Genomic DNA, 24,675 nt, shown 5'->3' with positions numbered 1-24,675 from the left:
GAAGTCTGAATGGTAACTCAGTTGATCTCGGGGCGGATCGTAGCACTACTCGACCGTGGTCACCGATAGAGTTGTGGGGTCATCTTCCAAATCGTCTGGTGTCAGCCCAAGTCCTTCGCCGATTGCCTGGAACTCGATGAGAGCAGCCTGCAGGTCGTCGATGATCTCCTGGATCAGAATCTCCGGAGCTGGCAGTGAGCTGGCGTCAGTGAGGGAATCATCCTCAATGAAATTCAGGTTGAGGTTGACCTTTTCTCGTGCGATCAGCTCGTCATAGTCATACGCCTTGAACCGTTCAGTCTCTGTGCGCTCGGTTCGAGGCCTTCCAGGCATATAGCATTTCACGAAATCCTGGAGGTGCTCCTGGCGCAGCGGGTTCTGCTTCATCGTGAAGTGCTGGTTGGTCCGGTAGTCGTAAACCCATAGTTTGGTTGTTGCTGGGGTTGCGTCAGGCTTCGGCTTCCGCTTGTCGAAGAAGAGCACATTGGCCTTGACTCCATTGGCGTAAAAGATGCCCTTGGGAAGGCGTAGAAGCGTATGGACGTCGCATGCCTGAAGCAGCTTGCGCCGGATCGTCTCACCCACCCCTGCCTCGAACAAGACATTGTCGGGCAGCACGACCGCAGCCCGACCGTTCTCCTCCAGGAGCGAGAAGATGTGCTGGATGAAGTTCAGTTGCTTGTTGGTCGTGCTGGTCCAGAAGTCATCACGAGTCTCGCCGTAGTTTGCACCGCTGATGGTGCCAATTCCGAATGGAGGGTTGGCCAGCACCACGGTCGCATGGCGCCCAGGCGGGGTAGCGAGCGAGTCTCGCACGTCGATTAGTGGGTTTCCATTCGGTAGGCCGACACTGTGAAGCAGCATGTTCATCGATGCGAGACGAGCTGTCTCCTCAACCAACTCCACGCCAGTGATGCCCTTGTTCTGGAGCTGCCGTCGCTGGTCGCTGGTCATAGTGGAACCATGACGCTTCTCAATGTAGGAAGCCGCCGCGATCAGGAACCCGCCCGTACCACAAGCCGGATCCATGATGATGTCCGTTGGCTCAGGCTCGACACACTCCACCATTGCGTCGATGATTGAGCGGGGAGTGAAATACTGGCCAGCACCAGTCTTGCGATCCTCTGCACCGCGCTGGAGCAATCCTTCATAGGCGTCACCCTTGACGTCGACCGTCGTGCGGCCCCAGTTGTGCTTATTGATCAAATCCTTGATCAACTTCTCCAGAGTGGCTGAGGACTGGATCTTCGACCTTGCCCCCTTGAAGATGGCCCCGATCATGCCCGGCTTCTTACCTAGCTCGGCCAATACGTACTGGTACTGATCGTTGAGCTTGTCGCCACTCTTTGAAGCCAGGCTAAGCCAGTCCAGGCCGACCGGAATGACCTCGATCCTGTTGAGAGGCCGCTCCTTCATTTCCTGAGCCATCTTGAGGAACAGTAGGTAGGTCAACTGCTCGACGTAATCGAGGGTTGATACGCCAGAATGGCGTAGGAGCTCACAGTACGACCACAAGCGGTTGACAAGAACCCGCGTGTCCTCGGTCTCGCCGGCCGGAGTATTGATCGATGTGGTCACAGCGGCAGCTCTTCCTTGACGTAATTAGACGACGCCGTAGCCTTCGGTCTGGCCCGCCGGCGTTGCGGATTGAGCATCTGCCGGGCTTTCATCTGCTCCAAGAGAGCTGAGGCTGGCTGATCATTGGCGTCCTGCGGGACAAGCCGTCCGGTAACTGCTGCCGAGAGGATGGATCGGCGCAGCAGTTCACTTTGCTGGGAAACATCAGCGACTCGGTCTGCCAGTCGCTGCGACTTGTCGATCGAGGACTCCGCAAGCGCCACGAGCTCGGCCTGCACTTCCAAAGGTGGCACGGGAAGTGGCAAGGCGCGGCAGGTCGTGACAGCAATATTGAACTGACCCGCAGTCGCCTTGGCCGTAGCCTTAAGCTTATCGAGAATGAATGGTGACCTCAAAAGCAAGGCAAGCCATGATGGGAGAATTTCCGGACCGGCCCGAAACGCCGTGATCGCCTGATTGATGTTCCACTCCGGGAAAGTGGCAGGCACGACGGCAGATTTCCCGAGCGGCGGGCCGACGATGTTGGTCAGTACGTCGCCCGGTCGGACGCGAGAACGGCGAAGCTTGCCATTGTGCGTATCTTCATCGATAAAGGTGGGCTTGATTGTGAAGTCGATAAACCCTGATGGGGAAATGTTGTAGACCTTCAGGAAAGGAATGTCGCCTTCATTCTCGTACATCAGGTTACTTGCGGGAGTCGACCCGCTTGTGATTGGCGTGCAGATATCCTGGGCAATTCGCCATTTCCAGCCCTCTGGAAGTGGCTCCAGAAGCTTATAGTCAAACTTCTGGTTCGCTCGATCGTCGATTAGCCTGATGCTGTCGACTGCCTCAGGAAGGCTCTTCCCTTTCGCGCCCAATCTGCCCTGCGCGGCGCGAGACTTTAGGGTCCACGTGAGGGAATCTGCGCGCAACTGTGCTGCTCTAGCGTAACCTCGAACAGCCTCTAGGCGGGAAAAGTTATCCTCGACCGCAGTGACGATTCTATACTGCTCCGCAAGGGGCGGCAGGTTGATCTCGAAGGAGGAGATTTGCTCCCACTTGACGCGAGGTCGATCGCCGTCGTTCAGTCGAGTCGTAAAGCGTACGAAATCGGGCGCCATTAGACGGTACATCAAGAATCGTGGCGCTAGCCACGGCTGGCTGGGAAGGGGGATGAATTCTGCCGAACACAGGCCATCGAATGAGGCCTCTGTCACCTTGTTTAGGTATGGGCGAAGTCGACCATAAAGCGTGTAGCCGGGCTTGACCAATGGAGCGGAGCTTCGGAAGTCCCCGGCTCGCGTTAGTGACTGAACCACACCCGTATGAGGTTCGAGTCCATCCATCGCAAGGTAGGGGCGTTCGTCGGCATCTCCCGGAATTTCGCGTACTGTTGACGGCTGCGTCAGCTCCCCAAGCGTCGTCCGAACCCAGCCGTCTGGCAGCCCCGAGATCACGCGCTCAGCTCCTGATCTAGCTCGTTGATGTACCGCACGGCGGCCTCTTCACCGAAGTCGGCGAGGTAACCGTCAGTGCCGCCGCGCTGCGTGAACGGTGGATGGTCGAGGTCGGCCGTGTCGAAGCGTACATTCTTCGCAACTGCCTCAGCGATCTGCTCCAGCCACCAGCGCTGCTTGTCGGAGAGGATCACACCAGCCTGCTCTTGGCGCAGTGCCCAGGCGGCGAACCGCTCCTCGATCACCTCTCGGTACGGCCGCAGCTCCTCGTCGAGGCCTAGCTCGAACCGGATGATGGAGACCAGATCAGCTGGCCCGTGCTTCACGCCGCGCTTGCCAGCCGCCAGGTCTAGTGCCTCGTATGCCCGCCACAGGCCTTCGGGTGTCCAGCGGTGCGGCGGACGCTCCAGCCGACGCGCGATCTCCTTCAGCCTACCGAAAACCTCGCGCGGGCTGAGCGTCCGGTCGGCATAGGCCACCTGGAAGGCCAGGATCTCGTCCTGGTGCTTTTGGACGTACTTGCGCCACGATGTGATGACGCTCTCGGCGTCGTCCCGATCTATCACCACGGCACCGGCGTGCAGCAGCTTGTCGGCCGTGACCTCGTCGACGACAACGTCCGCCGCCCGACGGATCTCCAAGATCCGCTCACGTAGTTTCTTGTTGCCGGCCAGTGGAGCTACCGACTGCCGGGCAAGCTCGTAGACGGCCTTATCGCCCCCGCGCGCATTGGCGACATCTTGGGCGTCGACCGAGACGGCGTCGACCATGGTGCGGGTGATCTGGCGCAGCGGCACGCCGGCCAGCTTCTCCAGCTCCAGCCGGTCTTCCTCCGAAATCTGCTTGTCGAGCCGCGCCAGGCGGGCGGCCAGCGTGGAGACCTCGTCCGGCGTGATGCTGCCATTGCCGGCGTTGCGCAGTAGCTTCTCCAGCGACTGACGCTGCACGGGGTCGCGATCAAGCGGAGCAGCGTCGACTTTGGGGTTCTCGGTCACGCCGACGGCATCGACGATGACGAACCTCACCTTTTCGCCTACGTCGGGGGTGACCTTGGCGAAGTCGGTCCGAGAGATGGTGCGGGCGCCCCGGCCCTTCATCTGCTCGAAGTAGGCCCACGACCGTACGTCCCGTAGGAAAACCAGGCACTCAAGCGGCTTGACGTCGGTTCCGGTGGCGATCATGTCGACTGTCACGGCGATTCGGAGCTCGGCGGAGTTCCGGAAGTCGCTGATGAGGTTCTGAGTCTTCTCCGCTTTGTGTGTGATCTTCTTGCAGAAGTCATTGCCCCGGCCAAACTCCTCGCGGATTATTTGGACGATTTCATCCGCGTGCAGGTCATTGCGGGCGAACACCAGCGTCTTGGGGACCATCCGCTTGTCGGCTGGGATCTTGGCTCGCTCGGGGAAGATATCGGAGTAGAGGTTTTCTCGGAAGGTCTTGATGACGAGACGCATCTGGTCCTTAGACATGACCGAGGCGCCGACCTGGGCGGCTCTATAAGTCATGTCCTCATCGAGCTCCTCGTACTTCTGCCGACGGGTCCGCCGGTCCACCACCGGGACGGTGACGCCCGAGGGAATCGTCGAACCCTGTGCGGTGACTTTGGTGTGGATGCGGTACACATCGAAGTCCACGTTCACGTTGTCGGCGACAGCCTGCTCAAAGGTGTACTCCGACACCAGGTTCCGGTCGAAGAAACCGAAGGTCTGGGACACCGGCGTGGCGGTCAGCCCGACGAGGTGAGCATCGAAGTACTCAAGCACGTTGCGCCACTGGCCGTAGATCGACCGGTGGCACTCGTCGACAATGATCAGGTCGAAAGTCTCGGGCGGGACATTCTTGTTGTACTGCACCTCAATGGGCTGGTCGGTTTCGACGATCTCGGGCTCATCGCTCTCGAGTGAAGGCATGGGCTTGCCGGCAAGCGCTAGCCACAGCCGTTGGACAGTCGAGACGACAACCTTCGTGGAGTCCTCCAGTTCGGCTCCGTTCGACAGGCGCTGAACGTTGTACTCCTCCGGGAACTTTCGACGGGTTCCCGGGATGACGTAGTTGTTGAACTCGCCCTCAGCCTGAGCCCCGAGGTTGTTGCGATCGACGAGGAAGAGGATCTTGCGAGCGTTGGCGTACTTGGCCAGGCGGTGGCTAAAGGTAACGGCTGTGTAGGTCTTGCCGGCGCCGGTTGCCATCTGAATGAGAGCACGTGGTTTGTCCATCGCCAGGGACTGCTCCAGACCGGTGACCGCCTCGATCTGAGCGGGACGCAGCGTGCTGGTGTCGAGCTCCGGCATGCGCCAGCGCATCTTGGCGCGAAACGTAGGGGCCTGGGGGTCCTCCTCCGCCTCGCGGATCCACAGCGATAGTGTTTCCGGCCGGTGGAAGGAGAACACTCGGCGCGATCGTGAGTCAGGGTCAAGGGTGTTGCGGAATCGGGTCGTCCCTCCGTCGCTGGCGTAGCGGAACGGTAGGTCCTGTCGCCAGGCCGAGAACCGCTGGGCCGAGGTGAGGTTCTGCGCGTAGCCGTCGGCCTGGGACTCCGCAGCGGTGAGATCGGCTCCCTCGCGCTTGGCCTCGATGACACCGACCAGCTTCTCGTTGACATACAGCAGGTAATCGGCGCGACCAGCTCCGACTGTGACTTCGCGCAGTGCCACGCCCCGGCGAGCGGTGAGGTCCACCTCAGCCGCGGTGTCGTTCTGCACGGCCCAGCCGGCATCCGCCAGCATGCGGTCGAGGGCCACGCGAACTTGGGCTTCGGTCAGTGGCTCACGGGAGGCGGGTTCGGCGTTCCGAAGCCAACGATCGCGCTCGGCGGCGTCTGGCTTCGTCGACTTCCGTTCCCCCAGCGCCTCAGTTACCGGCTGCTGAGCGATTTCCTGAAGTGAAGCGAGCAGCTCGGCGAGTTGGACCTGATCGGCCTGTGCCTTGGCCAGGTCAGCCACAGCCAGATCACGTGCAGCCTGCTCGGAATCGAGTCGGCTCATGGTGCTTTGAAGGTTCAGCTTGATATCCGCAAGCCTCTGGACGACTTGCTCGTAGTCGTCATTCAGACGGGAAAACTCTCGTTGCTCGCTCGCGCCGACCGGCGGCTCCTGATTCGGAGGCTTGGGTGGAATCCAGGCACGGTGCTCGCGGGTACCGGTGAGGAGGCGGTCGAACCAGACGCCGAGCCGGAAGCAGGTCTTTACGGCCTCGAAGGCAGCACGTTGCTCGGCGTAACCTTGGTGCGCTGCTCGGTTGCCGAGAAGGCGCACCTGGTCGAATGCTCGACCCACACTGCCGTGCAGTACACCTTCGCGCGCCAGAGCGCGCAGTAGATCGGTCTGCTGATCCCTCTCAGGTCGAAGCTGGAACCGGCGCACCAGGTCAGCTGCCATGGCTTCACCGAACTGGCGCGACTTAAAGAGCGCGATGTTGGGGTCATCAAAGATCGATGCCTCTGCGCCGGCACCGTACAGGACAAGCAGATCCAGGTGCTGGAGTAGGAAGCCGAAGTTCACCGAGGCCGCTGCGAGCCCGAGAATCCTTGGGTCCCGACCACCCGCTGCTTGTGCCCCCACTGCTGCTCCCATCCGCATTATTGTTCAAACACCAGCATGCCCGATTGGCAACAGCCGGGCCTCAACCTTCACGGGCCGCTGCAGCATCAGCACGCGGCCGTCCTGCACCACGATGGCCGCGGAGGTCCCCGGCTTGTAGGCACTCTGTTCCTTTGTGTTCGCGGTTCCTCCAGAGTGGCCAGAAGGTGCTTGAAGATCGTATCGGCGGGGATGAACCGAGGCGCAGCGTTTCCCGGAATCCACATGACGTCGACGCTCTCTACCGTGTTGCTGTTGGTGGCTTCACCGGCCAGGTACTCGTACAAGAAGTAGTCGCACAGCACACCACTCATTGGGAGGGAGAGAGTAGGGAGCCGGCCACCGATGACCAGCGACGACACCGTTCACACCACGTCAGTAACTACCCGCAGTGCCTGGGCCGGTGCTCGTCTACCGCTGGACCGCTGCCGTCGGAGGGAGCGACTGCTCTGTTGAGGCCCGTGAAGCCCAAAGTAGGCATGCGCCAGGATCCGGGCCAGCCGGTTATGCCGCTTCGAGGTGCTCGGGCTCACGACGGTCTCGGCGGTCATGGTGTACCTCCTTCGAGGAGCCTCGACAGGCCCAGTGCTGCTGCGCCCAACCTACTGTTTGGGGTGCCGGGCCGCCCGAATGGGAGGAGTGCCGGGGAAGCTCGACACCGACGAGAGGGCTTGCCCGTGCGATTCGGCCAAGCGAGGTGGGCTCGCGCAGGTTTCGCTGGCCGCGCAAGGCGTTGTGAGAGGCTGGCCGCATGAACCGGCTGGCTGGTGTGACCTCGCCTTATCTGCTTCAGCACGCTGACAATCCGGTCGACTGGTGGCCGTGGACGCCGGAGGCGTTCGAGGAGGCGCGGCGGCGTGATGTGCCCGTGCTGCTGTCGGTGGGCTACAGCTCCTGTCACTGGTGTCACGTCATGGCGCACGAGTCCTTCGAGGACGAGGAGACCGCCGCGTACCTGAACGAGCACTTCGTCGCGGTGAAGGTCGACCGCGAGGAGCGGCCGGACGTCGACGCGGTGTACATGGAGGCCGTGCAGGCGGCCACCGGGCAGGGCGGCTGGCCCATGACCGTCTTTTTGACGGGGGACGCCGAGCCCTTCTACTTCGGGACGTACTTCCCGCCCGAGCCGCGCCACGGCATGCCCTCCTTCCGACAGGTGCTGGAGGGCGTCGCCACCGCGTGGGCGCAGCGGCGCGAGGAGGTCGCGGAGGTGGCCGGGAAGATCACCCGTGATCTGGCGGGGCGGTCGCTGGCGCACGGCGGGGAGGGCGTGCCGGGGGCGGACGAGCAGGCGAAGGCGCTGCTCGGGCTGGCCAGGGAGTACGACGAGCGGAACGGCGGGTTCGGGGGTGCGCCGAAGTTCCCGCCGGCGATGGTGGTGGAGTTCCTGCTGCGCCACCACGCCCGCACCGGTGCCGACGGCGCGCTGCAGATGGCGGTCGACACCTGCGAGGCGATGGCCCGCGGCGGCATCCACGACCAGCTCGGCGGGGGGTTCGCCCGCTACGCCGTCGATCGTGAGTGGGTCGTGCCGCACTTCGAGAAGATGCTGTACGACAACGCGCTGCTGTGCCGGGTGTACGCGCACCTGTGGCGCGCCACCGGCTCCGAGCTGGCCCGGCGGGTCGCCCTGGACACCGCGGACTTCATGGTGCGCGAACTGCGCACCGCCGAAGGGGGGTTCGCGTCCGCGCTGGACGCGGACAGCCATGACGCCGAGGGGAACGCGGCCGAGGGCGCGTTCTACGTGTGGACGCCCGAGCAGCTGCGCGAGGTCCTCGGCGAGCAGGACGCGCTGCGCGCCGCGGCGGTCTACGGGGTGACGGAGACGGGGACCTTCGAGGAGGGCGCGTCCGTGCTCCAACTGCCGCGCCGGTACGAGGACGAGGGCGGGGGCGAGTTCGACGCCGACGCCGTGGAGGACATCCGGTGCCGGCTCCTCGCCGCGCGCGAGCAGCGGCCCCGACCCGGCCGGGACGACAAGGTCGTCGCCGCGTGGAACGGCCTCGCGATCGCCGCGCTCGCCGAGACCGGTGCGTACTTCGACCGGCCCGACCTGGTCGAACGGGCCACTGAAGCCGCCGATCTGCTGGTGCGGGTGCACATGGACAGCCACGCCCGGCTCGTGCGCACCTCCAAGGACGGCATCGCCGGTGCGAACGCCGGCGTGCTGGAGGACTACGCCGACGTGGCGGAGGGCTTCGTCACCCTCGCCGGAGTCACGGGCGAAGGCGTGTGGCTGGACTTCGCCGGCGTCCTGCTGGACCTGGTGATCGACCTGTTCACCGGGGAGAACGGGACCCTCTTCGACACCGCGCACGACGCCGAACAGCTGATCCGGCGGCCCCAGGACCCCACGGACAACGCCACCCCCTCCGGCTGGAGCGCCGCCGCGGGCGCCCTGCTGTCGTACGCCGCGCACACCGGCTCCGAGGCCCACCGCACCGCCGCCGAGCAGGCGCTCGGGGTGGTGAAGGCGCTCGGCCCGCGGGCGCCGCGGTTCATCGGGTGGGGGCTCGCGGTGGCGGAGGCGCTGCTGGACGGGCCGCGGGAGGTCGCCGTCGTCGGCCTCGCGGGCGACCCGGCCGCGGCGGAGTTGCACCGCACCGCGCTGCTGGGCACCGCGCCGGGCGCGGTCGTCGCCGTGGGCGAGCCGGACGGCGAGGAGTTCCCCCTGCTGCGGGGGCGGCCCCTGGTGGACGGGCGGGCCGCGGCGTACGTCTGTCGCGCCTTCACCTGCCGCACGCCCACCGCCGAACCCGCCGAGCTGGTCGAGCAGTTGGGGTCAGCGGCGCGGCAGTGAGTGAGCGCAAACGCGCCAAAGCTCTGCAATGCGCCAGCGTTCCTCAATTGGGCACCAGATCTTCACAGCTCGACGATAAAGTCCCCTCATCATCGACATGGAGTAGCCGGGAGCGCACACAGGGGAGTGTGCCGACCGCCCGGCTGCACCGTACGCGTACGCGTACGCCGGCAGGGGGGTCCTGACGCCGCGCGCGGGCGTTCAAGGGGGGACTTCGTGCTGTTATCGGTGTTCGTCGTGGCCGTATCCATGGCCCTGTTCTGCATGGCCGTCTTCACGCTCTGGTGGCAGATGCACGCCTGGCGCACGCCCGAGATCCTGGCCGCCACCAGCTTCGACCGGCCCGACGGCGACGTCGGGCTCTCCTTCTCGCTGCTGCTCCCCGCCCGCCACGAACAGGCCGTGCTGGAGCACACGATCGAGCGGCTGCTGGAGTCCAGCCACAGCAACTACGAGATCATCGTGATCGTCGGCCACGACGACCCGGAGACCACGGCCGTCGCCGAGCGGGCCGCCCTGCGCGACCCGCTGCGGGTCCGCGTCATCACCGACATCCACGAGAAGAAGAACAAGCCCAAGGCGCTCAACACCGCGCTGCCGCACTGCCGCGGCGACGTCGTCGGAGTCTTCGACGCCGAGGACCAGGTCCACCCCGAGCTGCTCGCCCACGTCGACCACGCCTTCACCACCACCGGCGCCGACGTCGTCCAGGGCGGCGTGCAGCTCATCAACTTCCACTCCTCCTGGTACAGCCTGCGCAACTGCCTGGAGTACTTCTTCTGGTTCCGCAGCCGGCTCCACCTGCACGCCGAGAAGGGCTTCATCCCGCTCGGCGGCAACACCGTCTTCGTCCGCACCCGGGTGCTGCGGGACGCGGGCGGCTGGGACCCCGACTGCCTCGCCGAGGACTGCGACCTGGGCGTCCGGCTCTCCTCCGTCGGCAGGAAGGTCGTCGTCGCGTACGACAGCGACATGGTCACCCGCGAGGAGACCCCCGACACCCTGCTGAGCCTGCTCAAGCAGCGCACCCGCTGGAACCAGGGCTTCCTCCAGGTGTACCGGAAGAAGGACTGGCGGCAACTGCCGGGCCGGAGACAGCGGTTGCTCGCCCGCTACACCCTGATGACCCCCTTCCTCCAGGCGTTCTCCGGGGTGGTCATCCCGCTGAACGTCGCCGTCGCGCTCCTGCTCGACGTGTCCGTGGGCGCCACGATGGTGACCTTCCTGCCGGCGGTCGCTGCCGTGGTCACCTTCGTCTTCGAGATCGTCGGACTGCACGACTTCGGCAAGCAGTACGGGCTGCGCGTCCGCTTCGTGCACTACCTCAAGCTCATCGCCGGCGGCCCCTTCTACCAGGTGCTCCTCGCGGGCGCGGCCCTGCGCGCGGTCTGGCGCGAGCAGCGCGGGCGCAACGAGTGGGAGCTGACGAGCCACGTCGGCGCCCACCTCACCGACACCCGCGCCACTGACTCCCGGCCCACAGACACCCGCGCCACGGCCGCCGCCGAGCTCAGAGAGGACGCCCACCGGTGACGACGACCCTGCCCGCCCCGAACGACACCCCGAACGACACCCCGAACGGCGCTCCGAACGACACCGCGCCCGCCCCCGCCCCCGCTCCCGCTCCCGCTCCAGCGCCCGCTTCCGCGAACTTACGCACCACGCCCCGCCCCGTCATACGCTTCCGGTCCTCCCGCCCCGACCTGCTCATATGCCTCGGCCTCGTGGCCGTGATCGTCCTCGTCCAGGGCTGGAACATCACCAACTTCCCGGCCCTCAGCGACGACGAGGGCACGTACCTCTCCCAGGCGTGGGCGGTCCAGCAGGGCGAGGGCCTGGCCCACTACACGTACTGGTACGACCATCCGCCGCTGGGCTGGCTCCAACTCGCCGGGCTCACCTACCTCCCCGCCCTCCTCGCGCCCGAAGCGATGACCGTGGCACCCATGCGCTTCGCCATGCTGCTGATCAGCGCGGTGAGCGCGGTCCTCGTCTACGTACTGGCCCGCCGGCTCTTCCTGCCCCGGTGGGCCGCCGCCCTCGCCACGGCGCTGTTCGGGCTCTCCCCGCTCTCCGTCCACTTCCAGCGGGAGATCTTCCTCGACAACATCGCGGTCATGTGGATGCTGCTGGCGTTCTGCCTGGCCGCGTCCCCCCGCCGGCACCTGTGGCACCAGTTCGCCGCCGGCGTCGCGGGCGCCGTCTCCGTGCTCTCCAAGGAGACGATGCTGATCGTCCTGCCCGCCCTGCTGCTCACCCTGTGGCGCCACAGCCACCGCGACACCCGCAAGTTCGCCATCACGGGCGCCGTGACCTCCTGCGTGCTGATCGGTCTGGCGTACCCGCTGTACGCCCTGCTCAACGGCGAGCTCTTCGCCGGCCCCGACCACGTCTCGCTGGTCGACGGCGTGCGCTACCAACTCAGCCGCCCCGGCTCCGGCTTCCTCCTCGACGCCGGCACCGGCTCCCACAAGACGTTCGAGGCGTGGCTGTACTACGACCCGGTGCTCCCGCTCGCCGGCACGGCGGCGGCCCTGCTCCTGCTGACGGCCCTCAAGCGGTCCGTGACCGCACGCGCCCTCGCCGGGCCCGCGCTCGCCGTCGCCCTGCTGGCCCTGGTGGCGTTCCGCCCCGACGGCTACCTGCCCGCGATGTACGTCATCCAGGCCCTGCCGTTCCTCGCCCTGGTCCTCGCGGGCGCGGCGGCGAGCGCGGTGCACGCGATCCTGCACCGGCGCCGCGCCGCGCACCCCGCCGCGCACTCTGACGACGAAGCCGTACGCCCCGCCCGTACCCGCCGCATCGCGGTCGTCGCCCTCGCCCTCACCGCCGCCGCCCTGCTGACGCCCCGTTGGATCGCGAGCAACCACGACGCCCTCACCCAGGACGCCAACGAGCACTACCGGGCCGCCGCCGCCTGGTTCGAGGACCGGGTGGGCGACCCGGCGTCCACCCGGGTCCTGGTCGACGACGCGCTCTGGCTCGACCTGGTCCACGACGGCTACGAGCCCAGCACCGGCGCGATCTGGTTCTACAAGGCCGACCTCGACCCCGAGGTGGCCAAGTCGATGCCGCGCGGCTGGCGCGACCTGGACTACGTCGTCTCCTCGCTCACCGTCCGCCGGGACGCCCCGACCCTGCCGAACGTGCAGGCGGCGCTGGAGAACTCCACCCCCATCGTCGTCTTCGGCACCGGTGACGACCGGATCGAGATCCGCCGCGTCGTCGGATCCGATGCCGATGCCGATGCCGATGCCGACGGCCAGGCCCCGGCCTCACCCGTGGGAGGCGAACGGTGAGCACCCCCTTCCGCAAGCCCCTCGCGCTGCTCGCCGCCACCGCCGTGAGCGCCGCGCTGCTCGTCTCCTCGCCCACCCCCGCCACGGCCGAGCCCAACCTGATGCGCAACCCCGGCTTCGAGACGCCGGGCGGCCCGGGCGGCGACGGCATGCCCGAGTGCTGGAAGAAGGCGGGTTGGGGGGAGAACGACGTCTCGTTCGACACCGTCGCCGACGCCCGCACCGGCTCCGCCGCCATGAAGGTCACACTCACCCGGCGCGTGGACGGCGACCGCAAGGCCCTGATCGCCGAGAACACGCTCTGCGCGCCGCGCGTGACGCCGAACCGTCAGTACGACCTTTCCCTCTGGTACAAGAGCACCACTCCCGACACCGCCGTGACCCTCTTCCGGCGCGACGCCACCGCGGGCTGGCAGTACTGGACGGACCTGATGACCCTGCCGGTCAGCGCCGGCTACGCACGGGCCGAGGTGCGCACGCCCGCCGTGCCGCCGGGCACGGACCGGATCGCCTGGGGCGTGTCCGTGTACGGGCTCGGCTCGGTCACCACCGACGACTACGCGATGGAGGAGGTCTCCGTCCCGGTGCCCCAGCCTGGCTGCACCGGCACCGCGGAGGAGTGCGCCAAGGGCCGCTGGGACGTGCTGCCGACCCGCAACCCGGTGCGTTCCATGCACTCCGTGGTGCTGAAGAACAGCAAGGTGCTGGTGATCGCCGGCTCCGGCAACGACCCCGCGGCCTTCGCGGCCGGCACGTTCACCTCCGCCGTGTACGACCCGGCGCACGGCACGTGGAAGCAGATCCCCACCCCCGCCGACCTGTTCTGTTCCGGCCACGTCCAACTCCAGGACGGCAAGGTCCTGATCATGAGCGGCAACAAGGGCTACCCGACGCCCGACGGCCGCCTCGGCTACCAGGGGCTGAAGGACAGTTACGTCTTCGACCCGGACACCGAGGCGTACGTCCGTACGAACGACATGCACGACGGGCACTGGTACCCGTCGGCGACCGTCCTCGGCAACGGCGACGTGCTCTCCTTCGGCGGGCTCAAGGAGGACTCCACCGGCAACGTCACTGCCGAGCGGTTCTCCGCCGCGCAGAACCGCTGGCTGCCCATCGACCAGGTCAACCAGACCTGGTCGTACTGGGGGCTGTACCCGTCGATGATCCTGATGCAGGACGGCCGGCTCTTCTACTCCGGCAGCCACGTCTTCGGCAACGGCACCCCGGGCACGGGCGCGTCGATCTACGACTACGACCGCAACACCGTCACCGACGTGCCCGGCCTCCAGAACAAGGACGAGCGCGACCAGTCGGCGAGCGTGCTGCTGCCGCCCGCGCAGGACCAGCGGGTGCTGACGATCGGCGGCGGCAACAACGAGCGCAACCCGGTCGCCAACCGCCTCACCGACATCATCGACCTCAAGGAGCCCAGCCCCCGCTACCGTCCGGGGCCGTTGCTGCCGCAGGGCGAGGTGGACCAGGGGCAGGGCCGGCGCCCGCAGCGGGGCGGCGAGGGCAAGATGTACGTGTCCGCCGTGCTGCTGCCGGACGGGCAGGTCTTCGAGACCGGGGGCGGGCTGCACGACCGGGCCGACCCGGTGTACGAGGCGTCCATGTTCGACCCGGCGACGGACACCTACCGGCCGGACATGGCGAAGGACCCGGTTCCGCGCGGCTACCACTCGTCGTCGTTCCTGCTGCCGGACGGGCGGGTGATGTCGACGGGCGACAACCCGGGGAACAACACCTGGAACCACGAGGTGTCCGTCTACTCACCGCCGTACCTCTTCAAGGGGGAGCGGCCGAAGATCAGCGCCGTGCCGGACGAGCGCTGGAACTACGGCGACGTCCAGCGGATCGAGGTCGACCGGCCGATCGCCAGGGCCGAGCTGATCCGACCGGCGGCGGTCACCCACTCGTCGGACCCCAACCAGCGCTTCGTCGACCTGCCGCTGACGGTGCACGGCGGCAACGCCGTCGACCTCAACGTCACCAGCAACCCCAATCTGGCACCGCCCGGCTGGTACATGCTGTTCGCGGTCGACGCGAACGGGGTGCCGTCGGTGGCGAAGTGGGTCCACCTCGGGCCCGCGACCGGACCGGGCACCGGACCCGCACCGACCGCATCTGCCAAGGCCGACGCCGACGCCCAGGTCAACACCCACCCCAACGCACACGTCCACGACTTCGCCGACGCCTTGGCCCAGCCCGCGAAGAAGCCGCTGAAGAAGCGCTCGTCGGCACCCGTCAGCCCGACCGTCGACGGCTGCCAGCGGGCGTACGGCCCGATCGGGGTGTGCGTGCCGGTCGCCTTCCCGAAGGCGGTCCCGGCAACGCCCGCCGCCCGCTGCGACTGGCTGACCGAGCGCGGATACCCACGGCTGGAACGCAACGGCCGCACGGACCCGTTGGGTCTGGACCGCAACAGGGACGGCACCGCCTGCGGCAAGGGCGACCGGGGGTGATGCCGCGGGGCCGGGAGCTCACGTTCCCGGCCCCCGGCCCGGCCCTACCCCGGCCCCGCGCGCGTCAGTCGCGCAGCCCGTTCTTCAGTACGCCCAGCGCCTCGTCCACCAGGACCATCAGATCGCCCTCGTGCCCCCGTTCCGCCCACACCACCAGGGCCTCCCGCATCGCTCCCAGCACCGCAGCCGCGAACACCCGCAGCTCCAGGTCGTCCCGGGAGCGGCCGGTGCGGTCCGCGATGGCGCGGATGAGCACCTGCGACGTCGCGGCCATGGTCTCCGTCATCCGGGCCCGCAGCGCCGGCACCTCCAGGATCAGCCGGGTCCGCAGGGCGACCTCGGCGTACGTCTCCTGCTGGGCGTGCTGCATCGCCTCCCGGACCACGTGCACCAGCGACACCAGGGGGTCCTCGCCGGCCGGCCGGCCGCGCAACTGCTCTTCCAGGTACGGGTCGAACTCGTCGGTGAGGAGGATGTCCTCCTTGGTGGGGAAGTAACGGAAGACAGTGGAGGGGGAGACCTCCGCCGTGTCCGCGATCTGCTCCACCGTCGTCGCCTCGTACCCCTGCTCCGCCACCAGGCGGTACATCGCCGTGCGGATCGCGATCCGGGTCTTGATCTTCTTCCGCTCCCGCAGCCCGAGCTGCGGCAGCGTGCGGGCGAGGCGCTCGTCCATTCCGGCCAGGGCGACCAGGCCGGTCGGGGCGTCGGCGGGGGGACGTGCGGTGGGTGCCATGCCGTCATTGTCGGGCATGGCCGCCCGTGGTATCCACGTCCGCGTCCGCGTCGCCGGGGCGTATGCGCCGTCCGCGGGGCGCCAGACCGCCCACCGCCAGGCCGGCCACCAGCGCGAGGACGGCACAGGTCAGCAAGGTCGCCGACATGCCGCGCGAGAAGGCGTCGTTCGCCGCCGGGACCAACGACCCCTCGCCCAGCTGCTCCGCGATCCGGTGGGCCGCCACCACGGACTCCTCGGCCCGGTCCGCCGCCGGCGGCGGCAGCGCGGAGGTGTCGAGCCGATTCGCGTACACGGACGCCAACAGCGAGCCGAGGACCGCGACGCCCACCGCGCCGCCGGCCTGCCGGAGCGTCATCAGCAGCCCCGAGCCTGCGCCGGCGCGCTCGGCGTCCAGCGCGCCGACGGCCGCGTCCATCGCGGGGACGATCGCGAAGCCGAAGCCGACGGAGAGGACGGAGAGCCAGAGCGCGGTCGTGCCGTACCCGTCGTCCGCGGTGGTGGTGCTGCCGAGGAAGGCGGCGAAGGAGAGGACCACTAGCCCGCAGGACATCACCGCGTACGGCCCGAAGCGACGCACCAGCGGGCCGGTGACCCGGGCCGCGACGACCAGCCCGGCCATCATCGGCAGCAGCCGCAGCCCGGTGCCCAGCGAGTCGTACCCGAGCACGGTCTGGAGGTGCTGGGGCAGCACGAAGAGCATCCCGGCCATGAACAGCGTCACCAGCGTGGCGGTGAGGGCGGGCAGCAGGAAGCGCCGGTCGCCCAGCAGGGCGAGGTCCAGCAGCGGGCGGGCGGCCCGGCGCTCGCGGAGCACCAGCGCGGTCAGCAGCACGACGCCCAGCGAGAACGCCACGACGACCAGCGGATCGGCCCAGCCGCGCACGGGCGCCTCGATGACGCCGAAGATCAGGGTGCCGAGCCCGCCGACGGTGAGGGCCGCGGTGAACGCATCCACCCGGGGCGCGCTCGGATCGCGGGACTCGGGGAGCAGCAGACAGGCCGCCATCCCGATGGCCGCCATCGGCACGTTCAGCAGGAAGATCGAGCCCCACCAGTAGTGCTCCAGGAGCCAGCCGCCGACGATCGGGCCGAGCGGCATGCCGGCAGCCGCGGCGGCGGAGACGGCACCCACGGCCTTGGTGCGCTCCTCCCGCTCGGTGAACAGGGACGGGAGCACGGACAGGGCGAGCGGCATGACCAGCGCGCCGCCGACACCCATCACCGCCCGGGCCGCGATCACGGTGGACACGTCGTCGGCGACGGCCCCCAGCAGCGAGCCGGCCGCGAAGACGCCGAGGCCGACGAGGAGCATCCGGCGGCGGCCGAAGCGGTCGCCGACCAGGCCGGCCGGCAGCATCAGCGCGGCGAACACCACGATGTACGCGTCCGCCGTCCACTGCTGCTCGCCGGTGGACGCGTCCAACTCGGCGGCCATGGTCGGCAGGGCGACGTTGAGGATCGTCAGATCGAACCCGATGACCAGCATGCACACGACCAGTGCACCCAAGGCCCACCAACGGCGTGACACGGCACTTCCCCCAGAATCGACAGACGACGTTAAATGAGAGTAGCTGCCAAACGGGATGGGCTGTCAATCCCCGGATCGGGGGATCGAGGACGCACGAAGGCCGTGGCGCACCGGGCGCCACGGCCTTGAGGGGAGGAGAGGGGAGAGGAGGGGGGGAAGGGGGAGTGGCGTCAGTTCTGGTACGCGACCAGGGAGATCCCGACGTAGTGGACGACGAACGCCGCCAGCGTGAAGGAGTGGAAGACCTCGTGGAAGCCGAACCAGCGCGGCGAGGGGTTCGGCCGCTTGAAGCCGTACACCACCCCGCCCATGCTGTACAGGACCCCGCCGACGATCACCAGCACCAGCACCGCGATCCCGCCCGCGTGCATGAAGTCGGGGAGGAAGAAGACCGCGGCCCAGCCCATGGCGATGTAGCACGGGGTGTAGAGCCAGCGCGGCGCCCCGACCCAGAAGACCCTGAAGGCGATCCCGGCCGCGGCGGCGGCCCATACCGCCCACAGCAGCGGCCGAGCGGTGGAATCGGGGAGCAGGAGCATGGTCAGCGGGGTATAGGTGCCCGCAATGATCAGGAAGATGTTGGCGTGGTCCAGCCGTCTCAGCAGGGCCTCGCAGCGCGGGCTCCAGTTGCCGCGGTGGTAGAGCGCGCTCACCCCGAAGAGCAGGCATGCGGTCATCACGTAGATCGCGCAGGCCACCCGTGCCTCGGTGGAGCCGGCGAGCGCCGTGAGCACGAGCCCGGCGACCAGGACCGCGGGGAACATTCCGGCGTGCAGCCAGCCGCGCAGCCGCGGCTTGACCGGGGGAGAGGGGACGGCGGTGGCGGGATTCGCGGCGGGTTCGGCCTGTTCGGCGGGCGCGGCGGGCGACGTCATGCCTGGATGGTAGCCACGCCGGCGTGCCGAGGGCACCGTCGGTCGGTGGCCGAGATGCGCCCCCGGCGCACGCACCACTGGCGCACCCCGAGTGGCGATGCTCACGTGAGTGGCCCCCTGGACATATGCGCACCATCCACGGATGATCAGATGAGTGCGGTCGGCACCGGATGAGCACCCCCGCGGCATCCGGGTCGCAGCCCCCACGGGGCAGTCAGCAGAACAAGACCCTCATTTAGGAGCGATCGTGGCTCGCGACGCTGTGCTCTCTGGCGGCTCTACCCTCAGCCCCGGGGGCGCCCCCAGCACCCTGCCCACCACCCACCGGGAGCTGGTCTCCTGGGTCGACGAGATCGCCGCGATCACCCAGCCCGACCGCGTCGTGTGGTGCGACGGGTCCGAGGCCGAGTACGAGCGGCTGTGCGAAGAGCTCGTCGCGAAGGGCACCTTCACCAAGCTGGACCCGGTCAAGCGGCCGAACTCGTACTACGCCGCCTCCGACCCGACCGACGTCGCCCGCGTCGAGGACCGCACCTTCATCTGCTCCGAGAAGGAGGAGGACGCCGGCCCCACGAACCACTGGAAGGCGCCCGCCGAGATGAAGGAGGTCTTCGCCGGCGAGCAGGGCATCTTCCGCGGCTCGATGCGCGGCCGGACGATGTACGTCGTCCCCTTCTGCATGGGCCCGCTCGGCTCCCCGCTCTCCGCCATCGGCGTCGAGATCACCGACTCCGCCTACGTCGCGGTCTCCATGCGCACCATGACCCGCATGGGCCGGCCCGTCCTCGACGAACTCGGCTCCGACGGCTTCTTCGTCAAGGCCGTGCACACCCTCGGCGCGCCCCTCGCCGACGGCGAGGCCGACGTGCCCTGGCCGTGCAACTCCACGAAGTACATCTCGCACTTCCCGGAGACCCGCGAGATCTGGTCGTACGGCTCCGGCTACGGCGGCAACGCCCTGCTCGGCAAGAAGTGCTACGCCCTGCGCATCGCCTCCGTCATGGCCCGCGACGAGGGCTGGCTCGCCGAGCACATGCTGATCCTCAAGCTCACCCCGCCGCACGGCGAGGCCGACTCCCCGAAGTACATCGCCGCGGCCTTCCCGTCCGCCTGCGGCAAGACCAACCTCGCCATGCTGGAGCCCACCATCCCCGGCTGGACCGTGGAGACCATCGGCGACGACATCGCCTGGATGCGGTTCGGCGAGGACGGCCAGCTCTACGCGATCAATCCCGAGGCCGGCTTCTTCGGCGTCGCGCCCGGCACCGGCGAGCACACCAACGCCAACGCCATGAAGACCCTCTGGGGCAACGCCGTCTTCACCAACGTCGCGCTCACCGACGACCGGGACGTCTGGTGGGAGGGCATGACCGAGGAGACCCCGGCGCACCTGACGGACTGGCGGGGCGACGACTGGACGCCGGGCAGCGCCACCCCGGCCGCCCACCCCAACGCCCGCTTCACCGTCCCCGCCGCCCAGTGCCCGACCGTCGCCCCGGAGTGGGAGGACCCCAAGGGCGTGCCGATCTCGGCCATCCTCTTCGGCGGCCGGCGCGCCTCCGCGGTCCCGCTGGTCACGGAGTCCTTCAGCTGGCAGCACGGCGTCTTCCTGGGCGCGAACGTCGCCTCCGAGAAGACCGCGGCGGCCGAGGGCAAGGTGGGCGAGCTGCGCCGCGACCCGTTCGCGATGCTGCCCTTCTGCGGCTACAACATGGGCGACTACATGGCCCACTGGATCAAGGTCGGCGCGGACGCGGACCCGGCGAAGCTGCCGAAGATCTACTACGTGAACTGGTTCCGCAAGAACGACCAGGGGAAGTTCGTCTGGCCCGGCTTCGGCGAGAACAGCCGCGTGCTGAAGTGGATCGTGCAGCGCCTCGACGGCCGGGCCGAGGGCGTCAAGACGCCGATCGGCGTGCTGCCGACGGCGGACTCCCTGGACACCGAGGGCCTGGAGCTGTCTGCGGAGGACCTGGACTTCCTGCTCTCGGTCGACCCCGAGGTCTGGCGCGAGGAGGCGGCCCTGGTCCCCGAGCACCTGAACACCTTCGGCGACCACACCCCCAAGGAGCTGTGGGACGAGTACCGCGCCCTGGTGGCCCGCCTCGGCTGAACCGTGAGAGCCACATGACCCGGCCCCCGTAACCGCCCTCACGGCTACGGGGGCCGTTCATGTCTCGGCGCGCCTACGCCGCCTCCACCAGCGCATGCGCGTCCATGCGTTCGGCCGCCAGGATCGCCACGCCCGTGTCCGCCCGCGACGCCGCGACGACCAGCGTCCGGCCGGCCAGCGCATGTGCCCGGCGGTGCAGCGCGTCGGCGCCCGCGCCGCTCAGCTCCGCGTGCCGCACCGGCGCGGCCCCGCGCAGGCGCGCGACCTCCCGGGCGATGCGGTCGCCCGCCTCCTCCAGGCCCAGCTCGTCCGTGACGGCCAGCAGCGCGGATAGGTGACCGGCGAGCTGGATGTCCAGCTCCTCCTCGCGCGAGCGGTGCGGATACTGCGCGGTGTCGGCCATCGTGTGGACCGACTTGGTACGGATCGGCTCGTACATGGTGATGGCCTCCTGCCCACAGTCAGGAGACCATCCTACCTTGGATTCAGTCTAAAGTTTGCTCCGGTCGGAAATTCGTTCCGGTCGGGGGAGCCCGTCAGTGCTGCCCGTACCCGTCCAGGAAGTTCCCGATCCGCGTCACCGCGTCCGTCAGGTCCTGCACCGCCGGCAGCGTGACCAGCCGGAAGTGGTCGGGCTCGGGCCAGTTGAACCCGGTGCCGTGCACCACCATGATCTTCTCGGCCCGCAGCAGGTCGAGCACCATCTGCCGGTCGTCCTTGATCTTGTAGACCGTGGGGTCCAGCCGCGGGAAGAGGTACAGCGCGCCCTTGGGCTTCACGCAGGTGACCCCGGGGATCTGGGTCAGCAGGTCGTACGCCACGTCCCGCTGCTCCAGGATCCGTCCGCCGGGCAGCAGCAGGTCCTCGATGGACTGCCGCCCGCCGAGCGCGGTGGCCACCGCGTGCTGCGACGGCATGTTGGCGCACAGCCGCATGTTGGCCAGGATCGTCAGGCCCTCGATGTAGGACGAGGCGTTCGCCTTGGGGCCGCAGACCGCCAGCCAGCCGGAGCGGTACCCCGCCACCCGGTAGTTCTTGGAGAGCCCGTTGAAGGTGAGGACGAGCAGGTCGGGGGCGATTGCGGCGGTGGGGGTGTGAGTGGCGCCGTCGTAGAGGATCTTGTCGTAGATCTCGTCGGAGCAGACGACCAGCCGGTGGCGGCGGGCGATCTCGGCGAGCCCGCGCAGCATCTCGTCGTCGTACACCGCACCCGTGGGGTTGTTCGGGTTGATGATCACGATCGCCTTGGTGCGGTCGGTGATCTTCCGCTCGATGTCGGCGAGGTCGGGCATCCAGTCGGACTGCTCGTCGCAGCGGTAGTGCACCGCCGTGCCCCCGGCCAGCGACACCGAAGCGGTCCACAGCGGGTAGTCCGGCGCGGGCACCAGCACCTCGTCGCCGTCGTCCAGCAGCGCCTGCATGGACATCTGGATCAGCTCGGAAACGCCGTTGCCCAGGTAGACGTCCTCGACGTCCAGGTGGACGCCCTTGGTCTGGTAGTGCTGCATCACCGCGCGGCGCGCCGACAGCAGGCCCTTCGCGTCGCCGTAGCCGTGTGCGTCGCCGAGGTTGCGGAGGATGTCCTCCAGGATCTCCGGCGGGCACTCGAAGCCGAAGGCGGCCGGGTTGCCGGTGTTCAGCTTGAGGATGCGGTGGCCTGCCGCCTCCAGCCGCATCGCCTCCTCCAGCACCGGACCGCGGATCTCGTAACAGACATTGGCGAGCTTCGTCGACTGGATCACCTGCATGAGCGTGAGCTTACGGCCGGGCGTGCCCGACCGCGCCGTGTTTTTGACCACGGTGGGCCACCCGGCGGAGTCCGCGGGGGGTGCGGGCTCCGCCACAGCGCCGCCCCGGCCGCCGGGGGAGGGGCGGCGGGGGCGGCGGCCGTGCTCGAAAAAACAGGTCCCGAGGTGCGCTGGTGCGACACCTCGGGACCTGTTTGCCCACCGACTAAATATCGGCAGTTCTCATGCTCTCATGCTGAACCAACGTCAGCCGTTCGCGCAGATGTTGCCCGCGGTCGGGTTCAGCAGCGCGAGGATGTTCACGGTGTTGCCGCAGACGTTGATGGGCACGTGGATCGGGACCTGGACCACATTTCCGGAGAGCACGCCGGGCGAGTTGACGGCAGCCCCGTTGGCGGTCGAGTCCGCAAAGGCGGGAGCGGCGGAACCCAGCGCCAGCAGGACACCGGCGAGGGCGGCAGCAGCCTTCTTGTGCTTCATTCAATCGATCCTTTCGGCGGAGGTGCAGACCTAGCAACGTCTGGGTTCCCGTCGGGAAACCCGCATAGCGCGACACCGGGAAAAGTCACTCGTTTTTGCGAATGCCGCGGCGTGTCGCGCGCACCGTCGGCGCTCCCGTGAAAAGGGGGTGCCCCCGAGCGCGCTGCGCTCGGGGGCACGGGTCACGGAAGGACGGCTCAGTTGTTGCCGGCGCCGTTGCCCGAGAGGACCGGGATGTTGCTGAGGATGTGCGACAGCGGCTCGTCGCCCTTGGCCTGGGTCGAGTTCTCGGTGCACTGCTGGTTCTGCGGCGCCGACAGGATCGGGACGTCCTGGACGGCGATCGGCACGACGCCGATCAGCGAACCGGCGTTGACCTTGGCGGGCAGGCCGATGCAGGGCTTGTTCAGCGAACCCTGGATGAGCGCCATCTGCGGGCTCATGTCGCCGTGCGTGGCGGAGTTGCCGTACGTCTGCGAGGCGCCGTTGCCGCTGAAGGAGGTGGTGCCCGTGTCGTTGCCGATGGCCATGGCCGGGGCGGCCATCGTGGCGCCGGCGCCCACCATCGAAGCGGTGACCGCAGCGGTAGCCAGAATCTTCTTGATCACGTGATGCTTCCTTTTCGCTATGAACGATCGATCGTGGAGCAGACTGATCAACTGCCCCCGATCTGATTGGTTCCGCCCGTTCACCCGAAAGCCGCAAACGCGGCCACATGGTCGACGGAAGGATTATCGGAAGGGGAACGCCGAAGTGCGGCTCCCGCTCCGAAGCAGCGGACCGCGACTCGCACCCGGGCGCGCCATGCCAAGCTGGAAGCACGACTGCCCCACGACGCAATGCGCCGCCGGCTGGAGGCGTGCGCCCGGAGGACTCCGAAGCGCGGTCCGCGGCGATATTGAAGCACCCCGGACGGTCCAATCGAGAACCCCGTTCACCCATCTGCTGGGTGAATTTCAGGAGGGTGAAATCAATCGAAATGATGAAGCATTTAGGTTAAGAGTTTTCGAGGAATCGATTCTGCGCTGGCGGGCGCCGACGGACTGTGGCACGGGGGGCACGGCGAACCCCGGCACCAGGCGGGTGCCGGGGTTCGTACGGTGCCGTTCGTGCCGCGGGCGGGCCGTCAGCGGTTGGCGACGCCGTTGCCCGAGAGGACCGGGATGTTGCTGAGCAGGTGCGACAGCGGCTCGTCGCCCTTGGCCTGGGTCGAGTTCTCGGTGCACTGCTGGTTCTGCGGCGCCGACAGGATCGGCACGTCCTGGACGGCGATGGGCACCAGGCCGATGAGGGAGCCAACGTTGCCCTTGATCGGCAGCGCGACACAGGGCTTGTTCAGCGAGCCCTGGACGAGGCCGAGCTGCGGGCTCATGTCGCCGTAGGTCTCGGAGTTGCCGTACGTCTGCGACGAGTTGTTGCCGCTGACGGACGTCGTGCCCTGGTGGTCGCCGATGGCCATAGCCTGCGCCGCGCCCGCGCCGACCACGGTGAGCGAGACCGCCGCAGTCGCCATAACCTTCTTGAGCATGTTCAGTCCTTCGGTGTCGTGGATGCCCACTAGCGGAGCGCCCTGACAACAGGACCCCCGGAAGTTTGGTTCTCCCGGTTCACTCCAATGGCGGCGCACGCCCCGTTCGGGACCGGTGAGGAGGGGGTGGTCGGTGGGGACGTTGGGCCGAACGGGGGTCACCCGTCACCTCACCCGTGTCCCCGTCACCTGTCGTCCGTTTCGACATGTGTGAGCCCTCACGCAGGGCAGAACATCGAACAGAAGGTGCTATTTCTCATGAAGACTGCCAAGAAGGTCGCCGTGGTGCTCGCCACCGCGGGTATTGCCGCTGGTGCCGCCTCCGGTTCCGCGTTCGCCAGCAGCGATGCGAACGGTGCCGCCGCCAACTCCCCGGGCGTCCTGTCCGGCAACGTTGTGCAGGTCCCGGTGCACGTGCCGGTGAACGTGTGCGGTAACTCCATCAACGTCATCGGTCTGCTGAACCCGGCGTTCGGTAACACCTGCGTGAACGGCTGAC

The 24,675-nt window shown here is 67.9% G+C and carries 17 protein-coding genes and 1 pseudogene; 6 read left to right on the top strand and 12 right to left on the bottom strand.

All coding sequences use genetic code 11. The features are described from left to right. Window positions 1-45: 45 nt before the first annotated feature. The 4 genes and pseudogenes from ABZ842_RS34605 to ABZ842_RS34590 form a co-directional block, all read right to left on the bottom strand. Complete coding sequence (locus tag ABZ842_RS34605) at window positions 46-1,578, bottom strand: class I SAM-dependent DNA methyltransferase (RefSeq protein ID WP_361546230.1); 1,533 nt, start codon at window positions 1,576-1,578, stop codon at window positions 46-48. Next, window positions 1,575-3,017, bottom strand: coding sequence for a hypothetical protein (locus ABZ842_RS34600; RefSeq protein WP_361546227.1), 1,443 nt, complete (start codon window positions 3,015-3,017; stop codon window positions 1,575-1,577). Before ABZ842_RS34600 ends, ABZ842_RS34605 begins: the two co-directional genes overlap by 4 nt. Beyond that, window positions 3,014-6,589 carry a DEAD/DEAH box helicase family protein gene (locus tag ABZ842_RS34595; RefSeq protein WP_361546224.1) on the bottom strand — a complete coding sequence of 1,192 codons (3,576 nt, stop codon included), beginning with the start codon at window positions 6,587-6,589 and terminating at the stop codon, window positions 3,014-3,016. Before ABZ842_RS34595 ends, ABZ842_RS34600 begins: the two co-directional genes overlap by 4 nt. A gap of 152 nt (window positions 6,590-6,741) precedes the next feature. Next, window positions 6,742-6,912 (bottom strand): annotated as a pseudogene (locus tag ABZ842_RS34590) (NUDIX hydrolase); the annotation flags it as partial. A 434-nt stretch (window positions 6,913-7,346) separates the two neighbouring features. Here ABZ842_RS34590 and ABZ842_RS34585 point away from each other — a divergent pair. The 4 genes from ABZ842_RS34585 to ABZ842_RS34570 all read left to right on the top strand — a co-directional run bounded on the left by ABZ842_RS34585 (window position 7,347) and on the right by ABZ842_RS34570 (window position 15,165). Then, window positions 7,347-9,398 carry a thioredoxin domain-containing protein gene (locus tag ABZ842_RS34585; RefSeq protein WP_361546221.1) on the top strand — a complete coding sequence of 684 codons (2,052 nt, stop codon included), beginning with the start codon at window positions 7,347-7,349 and terminating at the stop codon, window positions 9,396-9,398. A gap of 216 nt (window positions 9,399-9,614) precedes the next feature. Continuing rightward, window positions 9,615-10,931 carry a glycosyltransferase gene (locus ABZ842_RS34580; RefSeq protein WP_361546218.1) on the top strand — a complete coding sequence of 439 codons (1,317 nt, stop codon included), beginning with the start codon at window positions 9,615-9,617 and terminating at the stop codon, window positions 10,929-10,931. A gap of 143 nt (window positions 10,932-11,074) precedes the next feature. Next, window positions 11,075-12,697 (top strand): glycosyltransferase family 39 protein, encoded by a 1,623-nt coding sequence (locus ABZ842_RS34575; RefSeq protein WP_361546254.1) that lies wholly within the window; start codon window positions 11,075-11,077, stop codon window positions 12,695-12,697. Window positions 12,698-12,741: 44 nt separating this feature from the next. Beyond that, a complete protein-coding gene (locus tag ABZ842_RS34570; RefSeq protein ID WP_361546251.1) occupies window positions 12,742-15,165 on the top strand; it encodes a galactose oxidase early set domain-containing protein in 2,424 nt (807 codons plus the stop codon). 64 nt (window positions 15,166-15,229) lie between these two features. On the opposite strand, the gene ABZ842_RS34565 is transcribed toward ABZ842_RS34570, so the two are convergent. The 3 genes from ABZ842_RS34565 to ABZ842_RS34555 form a co-directional block, all read right to left on the bottom strand. Beyond that, window positions 15,230-15,901: a TetR family transcriptional regulator gene (locus ABZ842_RS34565; protein ID WP_361546215.1), complete on the bottom strand. Its 672-nt coding sequence runs from the start codon at window positions 15,899-15,901 to the stop codon at window positions 15,230-15,232. A gap of 4 nt (window positions 15,902-15,905) precedes the next feature. After that, window positions 15,906-17,432, bottom strand: coding sequence for an MFS transporter (locus ABZ842_RS34560; RefSeq protein ID WP_361546212.1), 1,527 nt, complete (start codon window positions 17,430-17,432; stop codon window positions 15,906-15,908). A gap of 170 nt (window positions 17,433-17,602) precedes the next feature. Continuing rightward, window positions 17,603-18,307: a hemolysin III family protein gene (locus tag ABZ842_RS34555; protein ID WP_361546209.1), complete on the bottom strand. Its 705-nt coding sequence runs from the start codon at window positions 18,305-18,307 to the stop codon at window positions 17,603-17,605. Window positions 18,308-18,569: 262 nt separating this feature from the next. On the opposite strand from ABZ842_RS34555, the gene ABZ842_RS34550 reads away from it, so the two are divergent. Continuing rightward, a complete protein-coding gene (locus tag ABZ842_RS34550; RefSeq protein WP_361546248.1) occupies window positions 18,570-20,420 on the top strand; it encodes a phosphoenolpyruvate carboxykinase (GTP) in 1,851 nt (616 codons plus the stop codon). 73 nt (window positions 20,421-20,493) lie between these two features. Here the strand turns inward: ABZ842_RS34550 and ABZ842_RS34545 are convergent, their stop codons facing one another. The 5 genes from ABZ842_RS34545 to ABZ842_RS34525 all read right to left on the bottom strand — a co-directional run bounded on the left by ABZ842_RS34545 (window position 20,494) and on the right by ABZ842_RS34525 (window position 24,176). Then, window positions 20,494-20,859, bottom strand: coding sequence for a hypothetical protein (locus tag ABZ842_RS34545; protein ID WP_361546206.1), 366 nt, complete (start codon window positions 20,857-20,859; stop codon window positions 20,494-20,496). Between the two features lie 97 nt (window positions 20,860-20,956). After that, on the bottom strand, window positions 20,957-22,168 hold the full coding sequence (locus ABZ842_RS34540) for a pyridoxal phosphate-dependent aminotransferase (protein ID WP_361546203.1): 1,212 nt from the start codon (window positions 22,166-22,168) through the stop codon (window positions 20,957-20,959). Between the two features lie 246 nt (window positions 22,169-22,414). After that, window positions 22,415-22,648, bottom strand: a complete 234-nt coding sequence (locus ABZ842_RS34535) for a chaplin (RefSeq protein ID WP_361546200.1) — start codon at window positions 22,646-22,648, stop codon at window positions 22,415-22,417. A gap of 197 nt (window positions 22,649-22,845) precedes the next feature. Continuing rightward, window positions 22,846-23,256 carry a rodlin gene (locus ABZ842_RS34530; protein ID WP_361546197.1) on the bottom strand — a complete coding sequence of 137 codons (411 nt, stop codon included), beginning with the start codon at window positions 23,254-23,256 and terminating at the stop codon, window positions 22,846-22,848. Window positions 23,257-23,774: 518 nt separating this feature from the next. Beyond that, on the bottom strand, window positions 23,775-24,176 hold the full coding sequence (locus ABZ842_RS34525; RefSeq protein ID WP_361546194.1) for a rodlin: 402 nt from the start codon (window positions 24,174-24,176) through the stop codon (window positions 23,775-23,777). Window positions 24,177-24,434: 258 nt separating this feature from the next. Between ABZ842_RS34525 and ABZ842_RS34520 the strand changes: the two genes are divergently transcribed. Continuing rightward, window positions 24,435-24,674, top strand: coding sequence for a chaplin (locus ABZ842_RS34520; protein ID WP_361546191.1), 240 nt, complete (start codon window positions 24,435-24,437; stop codon window positions 24,672-24,674). Window position 24,675 lies beyond the last annotated feature (1 nt).

Origin of the sequence: Streptomyces sp. NPDC047315 (genome assembly GCF_040643215.1) — a bacterium.
In the GTDB taxonomy this organism is placed as follows: domain Bacteria; phylum Actinomycetota; class Actinomycetes; order Streptomycetales; family Streptomycetaceae; genus Streptomyces.
Note: the sequence above shows the minus strand (reverse complement) of the source record. Positions and strands in the feature narration are given on the sequence as shown.

Excerpts from the sequence above, each read along its gene's own strand:
- ABZ842_RS34585 (WP_361546221.1), top strand. The coding sequence starts at position 7,347 with ATGAACCGGCTGGCTGGTGTGACCTCGCCTTATCTGCTTCAGCACGCT.
- ABZ842_RS34555 (WP_361546209.1), bottom strand. The coding sequence starts at position 18,307 with ATGACGTCGCCCGCCGCGCCCGCCGAACAGGCCGAACCCGCCGCGAAT.
- ABZ842_RS34535 (WP_361546200.1), bottom strand. The coding sequence starts at position 22,648 with ATGAAGCACAAGAAGGCTGCTGCCGCCCTCGCCGGTGTCCTGCTGGCG.
- ABZ842_RS34540 (WP_361546203.1), bottom strand. The coding sequence starts at position 22,168 with ATGCAGGTGATCCAGTCGACGAAGCTCGCCAATGTCTGTTACGAGATC.
- ABZ842_RS34525 (WP_361546194.1), bottom strand. The coding sequence starts at position 24,176 with ATGCTCAAGAAGGTTATGGCGACTGCGGCGGTCTCGCTCACCGTGGTC.
- ABZ842_RS34565 (WP_361546215.1), bottom strand. The coding sequence starts at position 15,901 with ATGGCACCCACCGCACGTCCCCCCGCCGACGCCCCGACCGGCCTGGTC.
- ABZ842_RS34545 (WP_361546206.1), bottom strand. The coding sequence starts at position 20,859 with ATGTACGAGCCGATCCGTACCAAGTCGGTCCACACGATGGCCGACACC.
- ABZ842_RS34595 (WP_361546224.1), bottom strand. The coding sequence starts at position 6,589 with ATGGGAGCAGCAGTGGGGGCACAAGCAGCGGGTGGTCGGGACCCAAGG.
- ABZ842_RS34520 (WP_361546191.1), top strand. The coding sequence starts at position 24,435 with ATGAAGACTGCCAAGAAGGTCGCCGTGGTGCTCGCCACCGCGGGTATT.